Origin of the sequence: Mycobacterium sp. H4Y, assembly GCF_000364405.1 — a bacterium.
GTDB classification, from domain to species: Bacteria; Actinomycetota; Actinomycetes; order Mycobacteriales; family Mycobacteriaceae; genus Mycobacterium; species Mycobacterium intracellulare.
Genome location: NZ_AKIG01000002.1, coordinates 442,015 through 463,553, shown reverse-complemented (window position 1 = coordinate 463,553; position 21,539 = coordinate 442,015). Strand labels below are relative to the sequence as shown.

Annotated in this window: 18 protein-coding genes; 15 read left to right on the top strand and 3 right to left on the bottom strand. The window is 68.9% G+C overall.

Going from position 1 to position 21,539, the window contains the following annotated elements; translation table 11 throughout:
- Positions 1-47: 47 nt before the first annotated feature.
- The 11 genes from ahcY to mddA all read left to right on the top strand — a co-directional run bounded on the left by ahcY (position 48) and on the right by mddA (position 14,510).
- The gene (ahcY, locus tag W7U_RS15975) at positions 48-1,520 is read left to right on the top strand and encodes an adenosylhomocysteinase (RefSeq protein WP_008259773.1); all 1,473 of its coding nucleotides are present in this window, start codon (positions 48-50) and stop codon (positions 1,518-1,520) included.
- An 89-nt stretch (positions 1,521-1,609) separates the two neighbouring features.
- Positions 1,610-2,242, top strand: coding sequence for a dTMP kinase (locus W7U_RS15970; protein WP_008259770.1), 633 nt, complete (start codon positions 1,610-1,612; stop codon positions 2,240-2,242).
- 80 nt (positions 2,243-2,322) lie between these two features.
- The gene (gene mtrA, locus W7U_RS15965) at positions 2,323-3,009 is read left to right on the top strand and encodes a two-component system response regulator MtrA (RefSeq protein ID WP_007168097.1); all 687 of its coding nucleotides are present in this window, start codon (positions 2,323-2,325) and stop codon (positions 3,007-3,009) included.
- Between the two features lie 13 nt (positions 3,010-3,022).
- On the top strand, positions 3,023-4,723 hold the full coding sequence (gene mtrB, locus W7U_RS15960) for an MtrAB system histidine kinase MtrB (RefSeq protein WP_008259762.1): 1,701 nt from the start codon (positions 3,023-3,025) through the stop codon (positions 4,721-4,723).
- Positions 4,723-6,477 carry an MtrAB system accessory lipoprotein LpqB gene (lpqB, locus tag W7U_RS15955; RefSeq protein ID WP_008259761.1) on the top strand — a complete coding sequence of 585 codons (1,755 nt, stop codon included), beginning with the start codon at positions 4,723-4,725 and terminating at the stop codon, positions 6,475-6,477. The genes mtrB and lpqB overlap by 1 nt, the downstream gene beginning before the upstream one ends.
- A gap of 55 nt (positions 6,478-6,532) precedes the next feature.
- Positions 6,533-7,165: a ComF family protein gene (locus W7U_RS15950; RefSeq protein WP_008259760.1), complete on the top strand. Its 633-nt coding sequence runs from the start codon at positions 6,533-6,535 to the stop codon at positions 7,163-7,165.
- Between the two features lie 303 nt (positions 7,166-7,468).
- Entirely contained in the window at positions 7,469-8,137 is a 669-nt protein-coding gene (gene raiA / locus W7U_RS15945; protein ID WP_008259758.1) for a ribosome-associated translation inhibitor RaiA, read from the top strand.
- A gap of 194 nt (positions 8,138-8,331) precedes the next feature.
- A complete protein-coding gene (secA, locus tag W7U_RS15940) occupies positions 8,332-11,160 on the top strand; it encodes a preprotein translocase subunit SecA (RefSeq protein WP_008259756.1) in 2,829 nt (942 codons plus the stop codon).
- A 157-nt stretch (positions 11,161-11,317) separates the two neighbouring features.
- Complete coding sequence (locus W7U_RS15935) at positions 11,318-12,064, top strand: hypothetical protein (RefSeq protein ID WP_008259754.1); 747 nt, start codon at positions 11,318-11,320, stop codon at positions 12,062-12,064.
- A 24-nt stretch (positions 12,065-12,088) separates the two neighbouring features.
- Positions 12,089-13,654, top strand: a complete 1,566-nt coding sequence (locus W7U_RS15930; protein ID WP_170320608.1) for an HD domain-containing phosphohydrolase — start codon at positions 12,089-12,091, stop codon at positions 13,652-13,654.
- A gap of 91 nt (positions 13,655-13,745) precedes the next feature.
- Entirely contained in the window at positions 13,746-14,510 is a 765-nt protein-coding gene (mddA, locus tag W7U_RS15925) for a methanethiol S-methyltransferase (RefSeq protein WP_179960089.1), read from the top strand.
- A 56-nt stretch (positions 14,511-14,566) separates the two neighbouring features.
- On the opposite strand, the gene W7U_RS15920 is transcribed toward mddA, so the two are convergent.
- Positions 14,567-15,124 carry an Rv3235 family protein gene (locus tag W7U_RS15920; protein ID WP_036429453.1) on the bottom strand — a complete coding sequence of 186 codons (558 nt, stop codon included), beginning with the start codon at positions 15,122-15,124 and terminating at the stop codon, positions 14,567-14,569.
- A 184-nt stretch (positions 15,125-15,308) separates the two neighbouring features.
- On the opposite strand from W7U_RS15920, the gene W7U_RS26630 reads away from it, so the two are divergent.
- The 4 genes from W7U_RS26630 (at position 15,309) to W7U_RS15900 (ending at position 19,998) form a co-directional block, all read left to right on the top strand.
- Entirely contained in the window at positions 15,309-16,730 is a 1,422-nt protein-coding gene (locus W7U_RS26630) for a wax ester/triacylglycerol synthase family O-acyltransferase (protein ID WP_008259749.1), read from the top strand.
- Between the two features lie 94 nt (positions 16,731-16,824).
- Positions 16,825-17,340, top strand: a complete 516-nt coding sequence (locus W7U_RS15910; RefSeq protein ID WP_008259748.1) for a hypothetical protein — start codon at positions 16,825-16,827, stop codon at positions 17,338-17,340.
- Between the two features lie 133 nt (positions 17,341-17,473).
- Positions 17,474-18,628, top strand: coding sequence for a ferredoxin reductase (locus tag W7U_RS15905; protein WP_036429592.1), 1,155 nt, complete (start codon positions 17,474-17,476; stop codon positions 18,626-18,628).
- A gap of 86 nt (positions 18,629-18,714) precedes the next feature.
- The gene (locus W7U_RS15900) at positions 18,715-19,998 is read left to right on the top strand and encodes a fatty acid desaturase (RefSeq protein ID WP_008259745.1); all 1,284 of its coding nucleotides are present in this window, start codon (positions 18,715-18,717) and stop codon (positions 19,996-19,998) included.
- 89 nt (positions 19,999-20,087) lie between these two features.
- Here W7U_RS15900 and W7U_RS15895 read toward each other — a convergent pair whose 3' ends face one another.
- Positions 20,088-20,912, bottom strand: coding sequence for a hypothetical protein (locus tag W7U_RS15895; protein ID WP_008259744.1), 825 nt, complete (start codon positions 20,910-20,912; stop codon positions 20,088-20,090).
- Positions 20,909-21,517 carry a TetR/AcrR family transcriptional regulator gene (locus tag W7U_RS15890; protein WP_014712262.1) on the bottom strand — a complete coding sequence of 203 codons (609 nt, stop codon included), beginning with the start codon at positions 21,515-21,517 and terminating at the stop codon, positions 20,909-20,911. Before W7U_RS15890 ends, W7U_RS15895 begins: the two co-directional genes overlap by 4 nt.
- Between the last annotated feature and the right edge of the window lie 22 nt (positions 21,518-21,539).

Sequence of the window (21,539 nt, the reverse complement as noted above, 5' to 3'; positions counted from 1 at the left end):
TTGGATCCGAGCGAGCCCCGAGACGGCAGGAAAAAGGAAGAGAAGCCATGACGACGACCGAAAACGCACTCACCCCCGACGTTCGAAACGGCATCGACTTCAAGGTCGCCGATTTGTCGTTGGCGGATTACGGTCGCCGGGACATCGAGCTCTCCGAGCAGGAGATGCCCGGTCTGATGTCGCTGCGCCGCGAGTACCACGACGTGCAGCCGCTCAAGGGCGCGCGCATCTCGGGTTCGCTGCACATGACCGTGCAGACCGCGGTGCTGATCGAGACCCTCGTCGCGCTGGGCGCCGAGGTGCGGTGGGCGTCCTGCAACATCTTCTCCACCCAGGACCACGCCGCCGCGGCCGTCGTCGTCGGCCCGCACGGCACCCCCGAAGAACCCAAGGGTGTGCCGGTGTACGCGTGGAAGGGCGAGACGCTCGAGGAGTACTGGTGGGCGGCCGAGCAGGTGCTGACCTGGCCCGACGAGCCGGCCAACATGATCCTGGACGACGGCGGTGACGCCACCATGCTGGTGCTGCGCGGCGCGCAGTACGAGAAGGCCGGCGTGGTGCCGCCCGACGACGAGGACGACTCGACCGAGCACCGGGTGTTCCTCAACCTGCTGCGCAAGCGCTTCGAGACCGACAAGGACAAGTGGACCAAGATCGCCGCGTCGATCAAGGGCGTCTCGGAGGAGACCACCACCGGCGTGCTGCGGCTCTACCAGTTCGCCGCCGCCGGCGACCTGGCGTTCCCGGCGATCAACGTCAACGACTCGGTCACCAAATCCAAGTTCGACAACAAGTACGGCTGCCGGCACTCGCTGATCGACGGCATCAACCGCGGCACCGACGTGCTGATCGGCGGCAAGAAGGTGCTGATCTGCGGCTACGGCGACGTCGGTAAGGGTTCGGCCGAGTCGGTGGCCGGCCAGGGCGCCCGGGTGACGGTCACCGAGATCGACCCGATCAACGCCCTGCAGGCGCTGATGGAGGGCTTCGACGTCAAGCGGGTGGAGGACGTGATCGGCGAGGCCGACATCATCATCACGACCACCGGTAACAAGGACATCATCACCCTCGAGCACATGAAGGCGATGAAGGACAAGGCCATCCTGGGCAACATCGGCCACTTCGACAACGAGATCCAGATCGCCCGGCTGGAGAAGTCCGGCGCCACCAAGACGAACATCCGCCCGCAGGTCGACCTGTGGACCTTCCCGGACACCGGCAAGTCGATCATCGTGCTCTCCGAGGGCCGGCTGCTGAACCTGGGCAACGCCACCGGCCACCCGTCGTTCGTGATGAGCAACAGCTTCTCCAACCAGGTCATCGCGCAGATCGAGCTGTGGACCAAGAACGACGAGTACGACAACGAGGTCTACCGGCTGCCCAAGCACCTCGACGAGAAGGTGGCCCGCATCCACGTCGAGGCGCTCGGTGGCAAGCTGACCAAGCTGACCAAGGAGCAGGCCGAGTACATCGGCGTCGACGTCGACGGCCCCTACAAGGCCGACCACTACCGCTACTGAGCCGGCTTTGGCCGAACGCCCGGCCAAGCGGGCGTTCGGCACCGAGTGCCCGGCCAGCCGGGCACTCGGCGAGGGATTAGGCTCGCGCCGTGCTGATCGCGATCGAAGGCGTCGACGGCGCCGGCAAGCGGACGCTGTCCGAAGGGCTGCGCAAGGCATTTGAGGCGGCCGGGCGGTCGGTGGCCACGTTGGCCTTCCCGCGGTACGGGCAATCGGTGACCGCCGACATCGCGGCCGAGGCGCTGCACGGCGAGCACGGGGACCTGGCGTCCTCGGTCTACGCGATGGCGACCCTCTTCGCGCTCGACCGCGCCGCCGCGGTCGAGCATCTCGAGCGGCTGCGCCGCGACCACGACGTGGTGATCATGGACCGCTACGTCGCCTCCAACGCGGCCTACACCGCCGCCCGCCTGCATCAGGACGCGGGCGGGCCGGCGGTGGCGTGGGTGCACGGCCTCGAATACCAGCGCCTGGGTCTGCCCGCGCCCGACTGGCAGGTGCTGCTGGCGGTGCCGGCCGAACTGGCCGGGCAGCGTGCGCGCAGCCGCGCCGCATCCGATCCGGGCCGGGCGCGTGACAGCTACGAACGCGACGACGGGCTCCAGCAACGCACCGGCGACGTCTACGCCGGGCTGGCCGCGGCGGGCTGGGGCGGCCCGTGGCGGGTCGTCGACAAAGACGTCGATCCGGGTGGTTTGGCCGCCAGTTTGATGGCCAGATAGCACAAATTTGTCACGATTCGGCCGTATCGGAGAAGAAACGCCCGTGTGGCGCCCGAGTTTTGTCCCGATCTGGTGACACCATGGACTCCATGAGGCAAAGGATTTTGGTCGTCGATGACGACGCTTCGCTAGCCGAGATGCTCACCATCGTGCTTCGTGGGGAGGGTTTCGACACTGCGGTCATCGGTGACGGCACCCAGGCCCTGACTGCGGTGCGCGAACTGCGCCCCGATCTGGTGTTGTTGGACCTGATGCTGCCCGGCATGAACGGCATCGACGTGTGCCGGGTGTTGCGCGCCGATTCCGGCGTGCCGATCGTGATGCTGACCGCCAAGACCGACACCGTCGACGTGGTCCTTGGCCTTGAGTCGGGCGCCGACGACTACATCATGAAGCCGTTCAAGCCCAAGGAGCTGGTGGCCCGGGTGCGGGCGCGGCTGCGGCGCAACGACGACGAGCCCGCCGAGATGCTGTCCATCGCCGATGTCGAGATCGACGTGCCCGCGCACAAGGTCACGCGCAACGGCGAACAGATCTCGCTGACCCCGCTGGAGTTCGACCTGCTGGTGGCGTTGGCGCGCAAACCGCGGCAGGTGTTTACTCGTGATGTGCTGCTCGAACAGGTGTGGGGCTATCGTCACCCGGCGGATACCCGCCTGGTGAACGTGCACGTCCAGCGTCTGCGGGCCAAGGTCGAGAAAGACCCTGAGAACCCGACCGTGGTGTTGACCGTTCGAGGAGTTGGGTACAAGGCCGGACCTCCGTGAGCGGTAGGAACACGTGATCTGGGGCTCCCGGCGACGCACACGGAGCCGCTGGGGGCGCTCCGGCCCCATGACTCGCGGCATGGGCGCGGTGAGTCGGGCCGTCGCCATCGCCTGGCGCCGCTCGCTGCAGTTGCGGGTCGTCGCGCTGACGCTTGGGCTGTCGCTGGCGGTCATCCTGGCGCTCGGCTTCGTGTTGACGTCTCAGGTCACCAATCGCGTGCTCGACGTCAAGGTCAAGGCCGCCATCGAGCAGATCGAGCGGGCGCGCACCACGGTCGGTGGGATCGTGAACGGCGAGGAGGCGCGCTCGCTGGACAGCAGCCTGCAGCTGGCCCGCAACACGCTGACGTCCAAGACCGACCAGGCCTCCGGCGCGGGGATGGCCGGCGCCTTCGACGCGGTGCTGATGGTGCCGGGCGACGGACCGCGCGCCGCGACCACGGCCGGGCCCGTCGACCAGGTGCCCAATTCCCTGCGCGGCTTCGTCAAGGCCGGGCAGGCGTCCTACCAGTACGCGACCGTGCACACCGACGGCTTCTCCGGACCGGCGCTGATCGTCGGCACCCCCGCGTCCTCGCAGGTGGCCAACCTGGAGCTGTACCTGATCTTCCCGCTCAAGAACGAGCAGGCCACCATCCAGCTGGTGCGCGGCACCATGATCACCGGCGGCGCGGTGCTGCTGGTGCTGCTGGCAGGGATCGCGCTGTTGGTGTCGCGGCAGGTGGTGGTGCCGGTGCGGTCGGCGTCGCGCATCGCCGAACGGTTCGCCGAGGGGCACCTGTCCGAACGGATGCCGGTGCGCGGCGAGGACGACATGGCGCGGCTGGCGATGTCGTTCAACGACATGGCCGAAAGCCTGTCGCGACAGATCACCCAATTGGAGGAGTTCGGTAACCTGCAGCGCCGCTTCACTTCTGACGTGAGCCACGAGCTGCGCACCCCGCTGACCACGGTGCGCATGGCCGCCGACCTGATCTATGACCACAGCGCGGATCTCGACCCGACGCTGGCGCGCTCCACCGAGCTGATGGTCAGCGAGCTGGACCGGTTCGAGTCGCTGCTCAACGACCTGCTGGAGATCTCCCGGCACGACGCCGGTGTCGCCGAGCTGTCCGTCGAGGCGGTCGACCTGCGCACCACCGTGCGCAGCGCGCTGAGCAACGTGGGGCATCTGGCCGAGGACGCCGGCATCGAACTGCAGGTGGATTTGCCGACGCACGAGGTGATCGCCGAGGTCGATACCCGCCGGGTGGAGCGGATCCTGCGCAACCTGATCGCCAACGCCATCGACCACGCCGAGCACAAGCCGGTCAAGATCCGGATGGGCGCCGACGAGGACACGGTCGCGGTCACCGTCCGCGACTACGGGGTCGGGCTGCGGCCGGGCGAGGAGAAGCTGGTCTTCAGCCGGTTCTGGCGCGCGGACCCCTCGCGGGTGCGCCGGTCCGGCGGCACCGGGCTCGGCCTGGCGATCAGCATCGAGGACGCGCGGCTGCACCAGGGCCGGCTGGAGGCGTGGGGCGAACCGGGCGACGGCTCGTGCTTCCGGCTGACGCTGCCGCTGGTCCGGGGCCATAAGGTCACCACCAGCCCGCTGCCCATGAAACCGATCCCGCAGCCTTCCCAGCCGGGTGGGCCCGCCCCGCAGGCCGGCGGGTCCGAGCGCAAGGAACGTCCGCAGCGCCAGCGTGAGCACGCCGAGAGGACCCTGTGATGCGGCGCCTGCTGGGCCTGCTGATGCTGGCCGTCCTGCTGGCGGGTTGCGCCGGGGTGCCCAGCTCGTCGGCGCCGCAGGCGATCGGCACCGTCGAGCGGCCGGCGCCGTCGAACCTGCCCAAGCCGACCCCGGGCATGGACCCCGACGTGCTGCTGCGCGAATTCCTCAAGGCCACAGCCGATCCGGCGAACCGGCACCTGGCCGCCCGCCAGTTCCTCACCCAGTCGGCGTCCAACTCGTGGGACGACGCCGGCAGCGCGCTGCTGATCGATCACGTCGTATTCGTCGAAACCCGTGCGGCCGAACGTGTTTCGGCGACCATGCGGGCGGACATCCTGGGCTCGCTGTCCGACATGGGGGTGTTCGAAACCGCCGAGGGCGTGCTGCCCGATCCCGGGCCGATCGAATTGGTTAAGACCTCCGGCGGCTGGCGCATCGACCGCCTGCCCAACGGGGTCTTCCTGGACTGGCAACAGTTCCAGGCGACCTACAAACGAAATACCCTCTACTTCGCCGACCCGACCGGCAAGACCGTGGTCCCCGATCCGCGCTATGTCGCGGTGCCCGACCACGACCAGTTGGCGACCGAGCTGGTGTCCAAGCTGATCGCCGGGCCGCGGCCGGAGATGGCGCACACGGTCCGCAACCTGCTCGCCCCGCCGCTGCGGCTGCGCGGGCCGGTGACCCGGGCCGACGGCGGCAAGAGCGGGATCGGGCGCGGGTATGGCGGGGCGCGCGTCGATCTGGAGAAGCTGTCCACCACCGACCCGCACAGCAGGCAATTGGTTGCGGCGCAGATCATTTGGACGCTGGCCCGCGCCGATATCCGGGGACCGTACGTGATCAACGCCGACGGCGCGCCGCTGGACGACCGGTTCCGCGACGGGTGGACCACCTCCGATGTCGCGGCCACCGATCCCGGCGTGGCCGACGGCGCGGGCGCCGGGCTGCACGCCCTGGTGAACGGCTCACTGGTGTCGCTGGACGGGCAGCACACCGCGATGGTGCCGGGCGCGTTCGGTCGCATGGGGGATCAGACCGGCGCCGCGTTGTCGCGCAGCGGCCGGGAGGTGGCGTCCGTGGTGACGCTGCACCGCGGCGCCCCGGACATGGCGGCCTCCTTGTGGATCGGTGATCTCGGCGCCGAGGCGGTGCAGTCCGCCGACGGGCACAGCCTGTCGCGGCCCACCTGGTCGCTGGACGACGTGGTCTGGGTCGTGGTCGACGGGAACAACGTGCTCCGGGCGATCCAGGAGCCGGCGTCGGGGCAACCCGCGCGCATTCCGGTGGATTCGGTGGCGGTGGCCACCCGGTTCCCGGGGCCGATCACCGATTTGCAGCTGTCCCGCGACAGCACGCGGGCCGCGATGGTGATCGGCGGCCAGGTGATCCTCGCCAGCGTCGAGCAGACCCAGGCCGGCCAGTACGCGCTCACGTATCCACGCCGGCTGGGCTTCGGGTTGGGCAATTCGGTGGTGTCGCTGTCGTGGCGCACCGGCGACGACATCGTGGTGACCCGCACCGACGCCAACCATCCTGTCTCGTACGTGAACATCGACGGGGTGAACTCCGATGCGCCGGCGCGCGGCCTGCAGATGCCGGTGACGACCGTGGTGGCCAGCCCGTCCACGGCCTACGTCGCGGGACCCGAAGGGGTGCTGCAGTATTCGCCGTCCGCCGACGGTCAGCAGGGCTGGTCGGACGTGCCCGGGCTGACGATTCCCGGCGCGGCGCCGGTACTGCCGGGCTGACCGCGCGCCAGCGTCGGCGCCCTTCCCTGTCACCCCCGTCCGCCACACTGTCGCCATGCTCGACTTGGTCCTGCCGGCCGAGTGCGGCGGCTGCGGGGCGCCGTCGTCGCGCTGGTGCGACGCCTGCGCCACCGAGCTGGCCGTCCGGCCGGACGAGCCGCACGTGGTGAACCCGCGCATCGACGCGGGGGTCCCGGTGTTCGCGCTCGGGCGCTACGCCAACGCCCGCCGCCAGGCGATCCTCGCGCTCAAGGAACACGGCCGCGCCGATCTCGTCGCGCCGCTGGCGCGCGCACTGGCCCTCGGGGTGCACCGGCTGCTGGCGTGGGGGATGGTCGATACCCCGCTGACCCTCGTGCCCGCACCGACGCGGCGTTCGGCCGCACGCCGGCGCGGCGGCGACCCGGTCGCCCGGCTGGCCCGCGCCGCGGTGGCGCAGCATCCGGAGATCGCCGTCGCCCCGGCGTTGCGGATCAAGGCATTGACCCGCGACTCGGTGGGCCTGGGCACCGCCGCGCGGGAACGCAACATCACCGGGCGCGTCGTGCTGCGCGGCCGGTTGCCGCGCACCGACGTCATGGTCGTCGACGACATCGTCACCACCGGGGCGACGGCGCGGGAGTCGGTGCGCGTTCTGGAAGCCGCGGGGGTCCGGGTCGTCGCGGTGCTGGCGATCGCCGCCGCGTGAGCGGGTGCGGCAGCCAAGAGGTTGTGAAGAACTCGCAACAGCTCTGCGAAATTAGTGGCATGGGTAGGCGAACACGAGCTAACGTCGGAATCAACATTCATTGACTCACTGGTCGGGATATTCCCAGGTTGAGCCCCACTTGCGGGAAGGGGTGAGTAATCGACACCTTGCACCGGCGGGCAGCCTGCGGCGGTAGCCAGTCTCGAACCGCTCTCACCTCGTCGGCGCATCAAGCCAGCCGGGCACGCAACGCGCGTGCGACGTGTAAAGAGAAATGAGTTGTCACGTATGTCAAGGCTATCCGTGGATTCCGGTCAGATTCTGGACCAACCGCCCTCGGCCACCGATGGGCAAGCCCAACCGACAACCACCGCCGACGTTGTGTTCAAAGGCCGCAACGTTGAAATCCCCGATCATTACCGTCTGTACGTCTCCCAAAAGCTCGCCCGCCTCGAGCGGTTCGATCGCTCCATCTACCTTTTCGATGTCGAGCTCAAGCACGCTCCCAACCGGCGGCAGCGCAAGTCTTGTCAACGCGTGGAGATCACCGCCCGCGGCCGCGGCCCCGTGAGCCGGGCGGAGGCCTGCGCCAATAGTTTCTACGCCGCCTTCGAGTCCGCCGTGGACAAGCTGGAGAGCCGGCTGCGCCGCGTCAAGGACCGCCGCAAGGTCCACTACGGCGACAAGACGCCGGTCTCGCTGGCCGCCGCCACCGCGGTGCCGCCCCCCGAACCGGCGCGCGGCGCGCCCGAGGCGCCCGCCGAGCATGACGGGGTGGAGCCCGACCACGAACCCGGACGGATCGTGCGGACCAAGGAGCACCCGGCCACGCCGATGACGGTCGACGACGCGCTCTACGAGATGGAGCTCGTCGGGCACGACTTCTTCTTGTTCCACGACAAGCACACCGAGCGGCCGTGCGTGGTGTACCGGCGCCACGCCTACGACTACGGCCTGATCCGACTGGGCTGATCGCGTCACCCCGCCGAACGTCGACTTATTGCGAGATTTCAAGCAAATTGGCGCAAGAAGTCGACGTTCGGCGCCCAAAGAGCGACGTCACCTAGGATGGGTGTCGCCAAAGACTCCGATCCGGCCCGGTGACGATGCAGAGCGCGTAGCGCGATGAGGAGGAGCCGGGCGATCAAACCGTAGAGGACATAGCTGTGCTGTCGAAGTTGCTGCGCCTTGGCGAAGGTCGCATGCTCAAGCGTCTCAGGCGGGTGGCTGACTACGTCAACACCTTGTCCGACGAGATCGAGAAGCTCACCGACGCCGAGTTGCGGGCCAAGACCGACGAGTTCAAGAAGCGGCACGCCGACGGCGAGAGCCTCGACGACCTGCTGCCCGAGGCCTTCGCGGTGGCCCGCGAGGCGGCTTGGCGGGTGCTCGACCAGCGCCCCTTCGACGTGCAGGTGATGGGCGCGGCGGCGCTGCACTTCGGCAACGTGGCCGAGATGAAGACCGGTGAGGGCAAGACCCTGACCTCGGTGCTCCCGGCGTACCTCAACGGCATCGGCGGCAAGGGCGTCCACGTCGTCACCGTCAACGACTACCTGGCCAAACGTGACAGCGAGTGGATGGGCCGCGTGCACCGCTTCCTTGGCCTGGACGTCGGCGTGATCCTGGCCCAGATGACGCCCGACGAGCGGCGGGTGGCCTACAACGCCGACATCACCTACGGCACCAACAACGAATTCGGGTTCGACTACCTGCGCGACAACATGGCGCATTCGCTCGACGACCTGGTCCAGCGCGGACACAACTTCGCCATCGTCGACGAGGTCGACTCCATCCTGATCGACGAGGCCCGCACCCCGCTGATCATCTCCGGCCCCGCCGACGGCGCCTCCAACTGGTACCTCGAGTTCGCCCGGCTCGCGCCGCTGATGGAAAAGGACACCCACTACGAGGTGGACCTGCGCAAGCGCACCGTCGGCGTGCACGAGCTCGGCGTGGAGTTCGTCGAGGACCAGCTCGGCATCGACAACCTCTACGAGGCCGCGAACTCGCCGCTGGTCAGCTACCTCAACAACGCGCTGAAGGCCAAGGAGCTGTTCAACCGCGACAAGGACTACATCGTGCGCGACGGCGAGGTGCTCATCGTCGACGAGTTCACCGGCCGCGTGCTCTACGGCCGCCGCTACAACGAGGGCATGCACCAGGCCATCGAGGCCAAGGAGCACGTCGAGATCAAGGCCGAGAACCAGACGCTGGCCACCATCACCCTGCAGAACTATTTCCGGCTCTACGACAAGCTCGCCGGCATGACCGGTACCGCCCAGACCGAGGCGGCCGAGCTGCACGAGATCTACAAGCTCGGCGTGGTGCCCATCCCCACCAACAAGCCGATGATCCGCGCCGACCAGTCCGACCTGATCTACAAGACCGAGGAGGCCAAGTACATCGCGGTCGTCGACGACGTCGTCGAGCGCTTCGAAAAGGGCCAGCCGGTGCTGATCGGTACCACCAGCGTCGAGCGTTCCGAGTACCTGTCGCGGCAGTTCCAGAAGCGCCGCGTCCCGCACAACGTGCTGAACGCGAAGTTCCACGAGCAGGAGGCGACCATCATCGCGGTCGCCGGCCGTCGCGGCGGCGTCACCGTGGCCACCAACATGGCCGGTCGAGGCACCGACATCGTGCTCGGCGGCAACGTCGACTTCCTCACCGACCAGCGGCTGCGTGAGCGTGGCCTCGACCCGGTGGAGACGCCGGACGAGTACGAAGCGGCCTGGCACGAGGAATTGCCGAAGGTCAAGGAGGAGGCCTCCAAGGAGGCCGAAGAGGTGATCGAGGCCGGCGGCCTGTACGTGCTGGGCACCGAACGGCACGAGTCGCGGCGGATCGACAATCAGCTGCGCGGCCGTTCCGGCCGGCAGGGTGACCCGGGCGAGTCGCGCTTCTACCTGTCCCTGGGCGACGAGCTCATGCGCCGCTTCAACGGCGCCGCGCTCGAGGCGATGCTCAACCGGCTGAACCTCCCCGACGACGTGCCCATCGAGGCGAAGATGGTCACCCGGGCGATCAAGAGCGCCCAGACCCAGGTGGAGCAGCAGAACTTCGAGGTCCGCAAAAACGTCCTCAAGTACGACGAGGTGATGAACCAGCAGCGCAAGGTGATCTACGCCGAGCGCCGCCGCATCCTGGAAGGCGAGAACCTCAAGGAGCAGGCGCTGGACATGGTCCGCGACGTGGTCACCGCCTACGTCAACGGCGCGACGGCCGATGGCTACGCGGAGGATTGGGACCTGGAATCCCTGTGGACGGCGCTGAAGACGCTGTATCCGGTGGGCATCGACCATGCGCCGCTGACCCACCACGACGCCGACTCCGAGCGCGACGACCTCACCCGCGAGGAGCTGCTCGAGGCGTTGCTGAAAGACGCCGAAAACGCCTATGCCGCAAGGGAAGCCGAGCTCGAGGAGATCGCGGGCGAGGGCGCGATGCGTCAGCTGGAGCGCAACGTGCTGCTCAACGTCATCGACCGCAAGTGGCGCGAGCACCTCTATGAGATGGACTACCTCAAGGAGGGCATCGGGCTGCGCGCGATGGCCCAGCGCGACCCGCTGGTCGAATACCAGCGCGAGGGCTACGACATGTTCATGGCCATGCTCGAGGGCATGAAAGAGGAGTCGGTCGGCTTCCTGTTCAACGTGACCGTCGAGGCGGTGCCCACCCCGCAGGTCGCCCCGGTCGAGGCGCCCGAAGGGCTCGAGGAATTCGCCACCGCCGCGGCCGCCCAGCAGGGCGGTACCACGACCGCAGTGCGCGAAGAGGCCCCAAGTACGCTGCGCGCCAAGGGGATTGACAACCAGGCGCCGGCGCTCACCTATTCCGGCCCCTCGGAGGACGGCTCGGCGCAGGTGCAGCGCAACGGCGGTGACGCCAAGACACCGGCGGGGGTTCCCGCCGGGGCCAGCCGTCGCGAGCGGCGAGCGGCGGCGCGCCAACAGGGCCGCGGCGCCAAACCACCCAAATCGGTGAAGCGGCGCTAGCGGGGCGCACTCGCCTTTTCGGCTTTCCGCCCGCCGCCCGACTGTCCGGGCGCTCGCGGCCCAACGCCCGACTGGCCGGGCGCTCGCGAACCGGGCGCGCCGAATTTGAGGCATCCGCCCCATGCGCCGGGGCGGTGGCCGCGCGGACCATCCAGGGATGACCACAGCATGCACCCCCCTCGACGCCGCCACCGCCGTCCTGCACCACCCCGTCCTGCCCGCCGGAGATGACGAACGATTCGTCGGATTCGGCGTGCTGGGGCTCCCCTTCGCCAGCGGGCACTACCTGGCGCTGCGGCAGTTCCCGGCGACGTCGTTCTCGCCCGGCTATCGCTCGGTGTGGCACCGCGACCCCCACGGTGCCTGGACCTTCTACGCGACCACGCCGGGCCCGCAGAGCTGCGCCCGCTTCTTCAGCGCGGCGACCAGCCGCGACGCGGTCCAGTGCGACATCGACGTCGCGTGGGTCACCCCGTGGTCGTTGTTCGTCGCCATCCCGGGGCTGCTGGCCTGGCAGATCGACCTGCACGCCACGTGGTCGACGCGGCTGATGAGCGCGGTGGGCGCGCGACTGCCCGCCTGGGCGTGGACCAACCGGGCGGCCCTGGCCGTCCTCGGCCGCGTCGCCGGGCCGACGCTGCGGGCCGGGCGGATCCGGCTCGCCGGAACCGCGCCCAACGGCCAGCGATTCATGATCGCGCCCGTACAGGTGTGGGCGGTGGGACACTCGCGCGCGGTCTTGCGCGAGGTGGACCTCGGGCCGGTGGGGCCGCTGCGCCCGCAGGCGCGGCTGGCCGGCTTCCGACCGCCGCAACGCGGCGTGTTCGCGGTGGGCTCCGGGCATTTCGACAGCTTCGACGCCGCCCGGCACGAGGCCGTGCGGCGCACCGCCGCAATCGGGTGACCCCGCGGCCGCCGGCTGGGCACAATGAGGCTCATGCCAGAGTCCGAACTACCGACGCGGGCGGAGCTGCTCGCGGCGTTGTCGGTGGCGATCGATCTCGGCCTCGGCCAACCCGCCGAGCACATGCTGCGCGCGGCGCTCATCGCGACCCGGCTCGCCGACCGGCTCGGGCTGTGTGCCGACGAGCGCGACTGCGCCTACTACACCACGCTGATCATGTGGGTCGGCTGTCACGCGGACTCCCACGAATACGCGCGCTGGTTCGGCGACGACATCGCCGTCCGCCACGATTCCTATCTGGTCGACTGGTCCGGCATCCCGTACCTGCGCTTCCTGGCGAGCAACGTCGGCCGCGGCCAGCCCCTCGCGCATCGAATGGCCGTGCTGGCAACGCTTTTCGCCAACGCGCGCGGTCACATCTCCCGGCTGATCCACTCGCACTGCGCGTCGGCGGCGCTGCTGGCCGACCGGATCGGGTTGAGTCCCGACGTGCAGGCCGCGCTCGCGTTCGCCTTCGAGCGCTACGACGGCGGCGGGCTGCCCGCGGGAGCGCGGGGGGAGACCATCCCCATCCAGATGCGCATCGCGCAGCTCGCCGACATGGTCGAGGTTCATCACCGCACGTACGGCGTCGCCGGCGCCGTGGCCATGGTGAGCGGCCGGCGCGGCGGGCAGTTCGATCCCCGGGTCGCCGACGCGTTCCTGCGCGACGCCGACGCGATCCTGGCCGGACCGCCCGCAGGCGATGCGTGGGCGGCGGCGCTGGGCGAGGCGCCCGATCGCCATCAGCGGCTTGACGATGCGTCGCTGGACGCGTTGCTCGTCGCGCTGGGCGACTTCGTCGACCTGAAATGCCCGTTCACCCTTGGGCATTCGCGCGCGGTGGCCCGGCTCGCGGGCGACGCCGCGCTGGCCGCCGGAATGGACACGGACGCGGTGGAGCTGACCCGGCGCGCGGGCCACGTCCATGACCTCGGCCGCATCGGGGTGTCGAATCACATCTGGTCGCGGCAAGGCCCGTTGAGCGCATCGGAATTCGAGCGGGTACGGCTGCACCCGTATCTGACGGTGCGCATCCTCAACCAGGTCCCCGGCCTGGGCCGGCTGGCCGAGGTCGCCGGCAATCACCACGAATGCCTCGACGGCGCGGGATATCCGCGCGGGCTGGCCGGGCCCGCGCTGCACATGCCGGACCGCATCCTGGCCGCCGCCGTCTGTTACCAGTCCGCCCGCGAGCCGAGGCCGTACCGGGAGCCGATGTCGGCCGGCGCGGCGGCCCGCCGGCTGCGCGGGCGTGCGCAGGCCGGGGAACTCGACGCGGTCGCGGTCGAAGCGGTGTTGCACGCGGCCGGACAACCCGCGCAACGACCGAACCTGCGGCCGGACCGGCTGACCCCCAGGGAGGTCGAGGTGCTGTGCCTGGTCGCCCGCGGCGCGTCCAACAAGGAGATCGCGGCGTCGCTGGTGATCAGCGAGAAAACGGCCCGCAATCACGTCGAGCGGACGTACGCCAAGATCGGCGTTTCGAACCGCATCGGCGCCAGCATGTACGCGCTGCGGCACGGTCTGGTGAACCCGGTGCCCAGCTAACCCGACGGGCGTCTGGAAACGTGCCGTGCGCGGCCGAAAATGAGGCATCCGCCCCATGTTCAAACGCGCCGGCGAGGCGCACAATCAGCGAATGAAGCGATTCTTGATTGTCGGTTACGGCGCCGCCGCTTACCTGCTCTTTCTTGCCGCATTTCTGTACCTCGTGGCGTTCTTGGGAAACTTCTGGGTGCCGCGAACCGTCGATCACGGCCTGCCGGCGCCGATCGGTGAGGCGGTGCTGATCAACATCGGGCTGCTTGCCGTGTTCGCCGTCCAGCACAGCGTCATGGCGCGGCCGTCGTTCAAGGCGTGGTGGACGCGGATCGTGCCATCGCCGATCGAGCGCAGCACCTACGTGGTGCTGTCCAGCGCCGTGCTGGTGCTGCTCTACTGGCAATGGCGGACGATGCCGGCCGTCGTCTGGGACGTGCGGCCACCGGCCGGGCGCCTGGCGCTGTGGACGTTGTTCTGGCTCGGCTGGGCCATCGCGCTGGCCGCGACGTTCATGGTCAGCCACTTCGACCTGTTCGGCCTGCGCCAGGTGTATCTGGCGTGGCGCGGAAAACCCTACACGCACATAGGTTTTCACGCCCGGATGCTGTACCGGTTGGTGCGCCACCCGCTCATGCTCGGCTTCGTGATCGTCTTCTGGGCGGTGCCCACGATGACGGCCGGACACCTGCTGTTCTCGGTCGCCATGACGGGCTACATCCTGGTCGCCACCCACCTGGAGGAACACGACCTGGTGGAGGCGCTGGGTGAGCAGTATCGCGACTACCGTCGCCGGGTGCCGATGCTGCTGCCGCTGGGACACCGCCCGCGGCGCGACCCGGCCCAACCGGCGGAGCTGCATTAGCTTTCGGGCGAGCGGTTCACCGCGGACGGCCGCTCGCTGCGAGGTGACCGGTGCGGTCACCCGATGTGCAGGGCCACGACCATCCACCTCGCCCCGCTCGCCGCGCCCACCTGCTCCACCCGGCAGGCGATGGCGTGGACCCGGTTCCCGCGGCTGTAGGAGCCGAAGACCTCGGCGGCCGCGTCGGGGTCCCGGTGGCCCGCCGGCTGCAGTCGCATGCGCCGCAACACGGCGGCACCCGCGTGGCCGGGCGCCCGCCCGGCCACCGAACGCCCCACCGCGACAACCGAATCCACCAGGCTGGGCGACAGCAACGGATGCAGCTGGGCGGCCGGGCGGCGCCGGTCGATGACCTCCAGCACGCGCCGCAGCGCCGCGTCGGCGAAGGTCGCCGCCTGGCGCATCCGAGGGGACATGACCGGGCCCGGCGCTCTGCTGAGTTGCCCGGTGTAGGGCCGGGGCGTGGCGTGGCCGCCGCGGCGGCGTAGCGGAGTGCGCGAGGACGGCCGGCACGACGGGACGGTGCGCGGCACATCCCGGGTTTCCGGTTCGTAGTCGACCACCGGCGTGACGCTGAAAGCGCCGGATGGATTCGCAACGGGGCTAGTGTTCAACGCGCACTCTCCAACTTCTCGGCCGGACCGGAAGCCTGCTGGAGAGGGGCAGACAGTCGTCATCATGGCATAAGTCGCCATCGCGCGTCCCCATGCCGACGTGCGCCGCGGGCTGGACGATTACCGTTGGCCAGACATCGTTTGAGGCGACAGGGCGATGAATCGACGAGGAGGACTGCGCCGTATGGTGACCCGGTTGTCCCCGCCGGACGCGTCGTTCTATCGGCTGGAAAACACCGCCACCCCCATGTACGTCGGATCGCTGGCCATCCTGCGCCGTCCGCGGGCCGGGCTGAGTTATGAGACGCTGCTGGCCACCGTCGAGCAGCGGCTGCCCCAGATCCCGCGCTACCGGCAGAAGGTCCGCGAGGTGCCGGTCGGCACGGCCCGGCCGGTGTGGATCGACGACGCCGACTTCGACATCACTTATCACGTGCGGCGCTCGGCGCTGCCCTCGCCGGGCAGCGACGGTCAACTGCACGAACTGATCGCGCGGCTGGCCGCGCGGCCGCTGGACAAGTCGCGGCCGCTCTGGGAGATGTACCTGGTCGAGGGCCTGTCCAAGAACCGGCTCGCCCTCTACACCAAATCGCATCAAGCCCTGATCAACGGGATGGCGGCGCTGGAGATCAACCACGTCATCAGCGACCGGACGAGACGCCCGCCCCCGGCCCCCGAAGACATCTGGATCCCGGAACGCGACCCGGGCAACACCCGGCTGGTGCTGGGCGCGATCGGCGAGTGGCTGACCGGTCCGAGCGCGCAGCTGCAGGCCGTCGGGTCCGCGATCGGCGGCCTGGTGACCAACTACGGCGAGCTCGTCGGCGCGGGGCGCCGGGCGTTCGATTTCGTGCGCAACCTGGCCCGGGGCGACGCGCCCAGCAGCCCGCTCAACGCCACCGTTTCGCGCCATCGCCGGTTCACCGTCGCCACCGGCAGCCTCGAGGACTACCGCGCCGTGCGGGCGCGCTATGACTGCGACGTCAACGACGTGGTGCTCGCGGTGATCGCCGGCGCGCTGGGCAACTGGCTGATGTCGCGCGGGGTGGCGGTGTCGCCGACGGCGACGGTGCGGGCGATGGCGCCGCTGTCGGTGTACGACGACGGCGACCTCGACGCGAGCGGCCCCGGCCAGGCGATCAGCCAGGTCATGCCTTTCCTCGTCGACCTGCCGGTGGGGGAGCCCAACGCCGTGGTGCGGCTCTCGCAGATCGCGCACGCCACCGAGTCCAACCCGACCGCCGCCCAGCTGGTGGACGCCAGGACCATCGTCACGCTGTCGGGGTTCGCCCCGCCCACGCTGCACGCCATGGGAATCCGCGTCGCGACCAGTTTCCCAAGCTTCTCCAAGCGCACGTTCAACCTGCTGATCACCAACGCGCCGGGGGCCCAGTCGCAGATGTACGTCGCCGGCACCAAGTTGCTGGAGACCTACACGGTGCCGCCGCTGCTGCAGAACCAGGCGCTGGCGATCGGCGTGACGTCCTACAACGGCATGCTCTATTACGGAATCAATGCCGACCGCGAGGCCATGAGCGACGTCGACCTGCTGCCGGGACTGCTGAGCCAGGCGCTCGAGGAGCTGCTGGAGGCTTCCCGGTCCTAGCCGGCGGTGAAAACCCCTGCGTGCGGCTATCCTTCGTTGCTGTGAAACCAGCCGCGCCCACGATCTCCGACGCCTCCACGCCGATCTAGCCGACATGACCGTCGTCTACATCCCCGCCACGCTGGCCATGCTGCAGCAGCTCGTCGCCGACGGCTCGCTGCGCCCGGTCAGCGGCACGGCGTTCGCGCTGACGCCAAAGTTGCGCGAGGCCTACGCCGCGGGCGACGACGACGAGCTCGCCGACGTGGCGCTGCGCGAGGCGGCGCTGGCCTCTCTGCGCCTGCTGGCGGGCGAAGCGCCCTCGGATTCCCGGCCGCCGCGCCGCGCGGTGCTGGCCGCCGACGTCGACTTCGACGCATCCGGGGTCACCTACCGTCCCGACCTCGACGACGCCGTCGTCAGGCTGCCCGGCGCGGTCCCGATCGAGGACGTCATCGCCGCGTACGTCGACAACGCGGCTGCCGAGGAGGCGGTGGCCAGGGCCATCGAGGCCGTCGACGCCGCGGACCTGGGCGACGAGGACGCCGAGCTGATCGTCGGCGACGCGCAAGACCACGACTTGGCCTGGTACGCCAACCAGGAGCTGCCGTTTTTGCTGGAGTTGATGTGACGCTGTGAGGCATTCCCGCCCCTAGCGCTAGCTACGACACCGTAGGTTACGGTACCGTAGGTTTCGTGAAGCACACAGAATCGATCACAATGTGAGCGTAATTAAAGCGCCACGTCGTGAGCAGGAGCTTCCTCTGGGCAAACGGAACCCATCGATCGCGGGCAACGTCGTCGACACCAAGCGGCCCGTGGTCGCCGGTGCCGACCGGCATCCCGGCTGGCACGCCCTGCGCAAGCTCGCCGCGCGCATCACGACGCCGCTGCTGCCCGACGACTATCTGCACCTGGCCAATCCGCTCTGGTCGGCGCGCGAACTGCGAGGACGCGTCCTGCAGGTGCGTCGCGAGACGGAGGATTCCGCGACCCTGGTCATCAAGCCGGGTTGGGGCTTCGACTTCGACTACCAGCCGGGCCAGTACATCGGCATCGGACTGCTGATGGACGGGCGCTGGCGCTGGCGGTCGTATTCACTGACCTCGACCCCGGCGGCGACGCCCGCGCGCTCCGGTTCGGCGCGCACCGTGACCATCACCGTTAAGGCGATGCCGGAGGGTTTCCTCTCGTCGCACCTGGTGGCCGGCGTGGAACCGGGCACCGTCGTCCGGCTGGCCGCGCCGCAGGGCAACTTCGTCCTGCCCGACCCCGCACCCGCCTCGATCCTGTTCCTCACCGCCGGCTCCGGGATCACGCCCGTGATGTCGATGTTGCGAACCCTGGTGCGCCGCAACCAAATCGGTGACATCGCCCACCTGCATTCGGCCCCCACGGAATCGCACGTGATGTTTCGCGGCGAGCTGGCCGCGCTGCAGGCCGACCACCCGGGCTATCGGTTGCAGCTGCGCGAGACGCGCACCCAGGGCCGGCTCGACCTGTCCGCGCTGGACGCCGACGTGCCGGACTGGCGCGAGCGCCAGACCTGGGCCTGCGGGCCGGAGGGCCTGCTCACCGCCGCCGAGCGCGTGTGGTCGGCCGCGGGCATCGCCGAGCGGTTGCATCTCGAGCGGTTCGCGGTGTCCAAGGCCGCGCCCGCCGGTGCGGGTGGGACGGTCACCTTCGCGCAAAGCGGACGCACCGTCGCCGCCGACGCCGCGACGTCGTTGATGGATGCGGGGGAGAGCGTCGGCGTGCAGATGCCGTTCGGGTGCCGCATGGGTATCTGCCAGTCCTGCGTGGTCGGCCTGGTGGAGGGCCACGTCCGTGACCTGCGGACCGGCCAGGAGCACGACCCGGGGACCCGGGTGCAGACCTGCGTGTCGGCCGCGTCCGGCGATTGCGTGCTCGACATTTAAAGGCTACTCACAGGTAACCTACGGATTCGTAGGTTACGATAGCGTAGGTCTAGTACCGAACAAACGACCGCAGGGAGATGACGACGATGGCGATCAGTGACGTCGACGTATTCGCCCATCTGACGGACGCCGATATCGAAAACCTGGCCGTTGAGCTCGATGCCATCCGCCAGGACGTGGAAGACTCGCGCGGCGAGCGGGACGCTCGCTACATCCGCCGCACCATCGCGGCCCAGCGCGCGCTTGAGGTAACCGGCCGGCTGTTGCTGGCCGCCAGCTCGCGGCGCTCGGCCTGGTGGGCGGGGACGGTGACGCTGGGCGTGGCCAAGATCGTCGAGAACATGGAGATTGGCCACAACGTCATGCACGGGCAGTGGGACTGGATGAACGACCCCGAGATTCACTCCTCGACGTGGGAGTGGGACATGAGCGGGTCGTCCAAGCACTGGCGCTACACCCACAACTTCGTGCACCACAAGTACACCAACATCCTCGGGATGGACGACGACGTCGGCTACGGCCTGCTGCGCGTCACCCGCGACCAGCGCTGGAAGCGCTTCAACATCTTCAACCTGGTGTACAACACCCTGCTGGCGCTCCTCTTCGAGTGGGGCGTCGGCCTGCAGCACGTGGAGCTCGGCAAGATCGCCAAGCGACGCATGGACAACGACGAAGCCCGGGAGCGGGTCGACGAGTTCCTGGCCAAGGCCGGGCGGCAGGTGTTCAAGGACTACGTGGCGTTCCCCGCGCTGACCTCGTTGTCACCCGGAGCCACCTACATGTCCACGCTGAAGGCCAACGCGCTTGCCAACGTGATTCGCAACGTGTGGGCCAACGCGGTGATCTTCTGCGGCCATTTCCCCGACGGCGCAGAGAAATTCACCAAGACCGACATGATCGGCGAGACCAAGGGTCAGTGGTATCTGCGCCAGATGCTGGGCAGCGCCAACTTCGAGGCCGGCCCCGCCCTGCGGTTCATGAGCGGCAACCTGTGCCACCAGATCGAGCACCACCTGTATCCCGATCTGCCGAGCAACCGGCTGCACGAGATCTCGCTGCGGGTGCGTCAGGTCTGCGACAAGTACGACTTGCCTTACACCACAGGGTCTTTCCTTTTCCAGTACGCGAAGACGTGGCGCACGCTGGCCAAGCTGTCGCTGCCGAACAAGTACCTGCGCGACGACGCCGACAACGCCCCGGAGACCCGCAGCGAGCGGATGTTCGACGAACTCGAGCCGGGTTTTTTGGGTACCGATCCGGCCACCGGCCGCCGCCGCGGTTTGAAGTCCGCGATCGCCGCCGTGCGCGGTTGGCGGCGCGGGAAGCGCGCGGCCGTCGCGCGCAGTGTTGACGATGGCCTCGCCGCCTAGGGGCTCTCTAGAGCTTCTCGCCGAACGTGTTCTGGCGGCGAATATTTCGTTGGCTTATCGCCCTGAGTGCACGCTCGCCGCGGGCGTCGTCAGGGGTGCGTGACGAGGTACGTTTCGTTGCCCAGGTCGGCGGTGAGTTCGTCGACGTCGAAGGGCCGGTCGAGCCGCGCGGCCAACGCCTCCTTGTCGACGAGGAGGCTGATCTCCGCGGTCTGCCGCGCGAAAAGCCGCCCGATGTACGGGTAGATGCGGCGCATGATCGCCCGCTCCGCGGAGGTGCAGCGTGACGCGCAGTAGCCGACGTGGCCGATTTCGTCGGTGAGAATTTCGCTGTAGAGCAATTCGATTCGCCGGGCAACATCGGGTTCGTCGGCGAAGAGCCTTCCGCCGACGCGGCGCAGTTCGTCAAACATGATGCAGCCGGCCATCTCTGCGGCCCCGACGAACAGGAAGCCGAGCCGTTCGGGCAGAAATACGCCCGTCTTGACGAATTGGCGCATCACGAAAGGCGGGGGCACAACCTGGAAGGTGAGATCGAAGACGTCCAGCGCGTAGGCGAGCAGCCGCGTGTGGTAGTGCTCCTCGAGTTCGAGGTAGACGTTCTCGGGCGGCAGGCTTTCGTCGCTGTTACGCCCATAGGTTTCGCCGAGTCCCACGCCGAACCGCTCGGCCTGATTCAGCTTGGCGGTCGCCAGCAGGAACAGCATTTTGGGGTCCAGGCCGGGTTCCGGTCGCCGGCGGCGCAGGTTGCGCAGGAACGTCTGTCGGTCGGCGGGATGGGCCGACCGGACGGGGTTGGCCTCGAGTTCGCCGAAGAACCGCTCTCGGTTCGCCAGCCGCCTGTTGAGCAGGTCGGCCTCGCCGTCGCGGCGGGCCAGGAAGTCCCGGTAGCCCTCGATGCCCGTACGATTCATCGTTTCTCCATTCCCTTGACAATCGTTGTCACGTAACGGCTTAACAGCGCTTCGTCGTGCGCTCCGGTGGACAGCAGCGCGAAAAGCCCGGTGAGGAAGAACGTTCCGAGTTCCGCCGGGTCGGCGTCGGCGGGCACCTGTCCCTCGTCTTGGGCCCGGCCGATCACGCCCACCAGGAACTGGGCGAGGGGATGCTGCATCAATTCGTCTTCGACCGGACGGGTCGAGGAGAAATGCAACCCGAGCATGTCCCGGAAAACGGCGTCGCCCAGCCGGCGTTCGGCACGAAGAACGTGCTGTACAACTTGCGACAGCACCGAGGCCAGATCGCCCGTGGCATCGCCGAGTTCGCTGATGATCCGGGTCTCCTCGTTGCGCTCCACCTCGATAAGGACGTGCTCCTTGGTGGGGAAGTGGAAGTAGAACGTCCCCCTCACCACGCCCGCCGCGGCGGCGATGGCGCTGACGTCGGCGGCGGCAAACCCGCGTTGCGAGATCTCGGACAACGCCGCGTCGAACAGGCGCGCCCGCGTCTCGAGCCGCCGGGCCTCCCGGACGCTCGCGGCTGCGGAGTTGGCCGAGGATGCTGCGCGTGCCGACGCCATGCAGGCACGGTACGCCAATTGC

What these genes read in the sequence shown, in the direction of transcription:
- W7U_RS15890 (WP_014712262.1), bottom strand. Translation starts at nt 21,517, where the DNA reads ATGGCGTCGGCACGCGCAGCATCCTCGGCCAACTCCGCAGCCGCGAGC.
- W7U_RS26630 (WP_008259749.1), top strand. Translation starts at nt 15,309, where the DNA reads ATGGTGACCCGGTTGTCCCCGCCGGACGCGTCGTTCTATCGGCTGGAA.
- mddA (WP_179960089.1), top strand. Translation starts at nt 13,746, where the DNA reads ATGAAGCGATTCTTGATTGTCGGTTACGGCGCCGCCGCTTACCTGCTC.
- W7U_RS15935 (WP_008259754.1), top strand. Translation starts at nt 11,318, where the DNA reads ATGACCACAGCATGCACCCCCCTCGACGCCGCCACCGCCGTCCTGCAC.
- W7U_RS15930 (WP_170320608.1), top strand. Translation starts at nt 12,089, where the DNA reads ATGAGGCTCATGCCAGAGTCCGAACTACCGACGCGGGCGGAGCTGCTC.
- W7U_RS15895 (WP_008259744.1), bottom strand. Translation starts at nt 20,912, where the DNA reads ATGAATCGTACGGGCATCGAGGGCTACCGGGACTTCCTGGCCCGCCGC.
- W7U_RS15950 (WP_008259760.1), top strand. Translation starts at nt 6,533, where the DNA reads ATGCTCGACTTGGTCCTGCCGGCCGAGTGCGGCGGCTGCGGGGCGCCG.
- mtrA (WP_007168097.1), top strand. Translation starts at nt 2,323, where the DNA reads ATGGACTCCATGAGGCAAAGGATTTTGGTCGTCGATGACGACGCTTCG.
- ahcY (WP_008259773.1), top strand. Translation starts at nt 48, where the DNA reads ATGACGACGACCGAAAACGCACTCACCCCCGACGTTCGAAACGGCATC.
- W7U_RS15900 (WP_008259745.1), top strand. Translation starts at nt 18,715, where the DNA reads ATGGCGATCAGTGACGTCGACGTATTCGCCCATCTGACGGACGCCGAT.
- lpqB (WP_008259761.1), top strand. Translation starts at nt 4,723, where the DNA reads ATGCGGCGCCTGCTGGGCCTGCTGATGCTGGCCGTCCTGCTGGCGGGT.
- W7U_RS15910 (WP_008259748.1), top strand. Translation starts at nt 16,825, where the DNA reads ATGACCGTCGTCTACATCCCCGCCACGCTGGCCATGCTGCAGCAGCTC.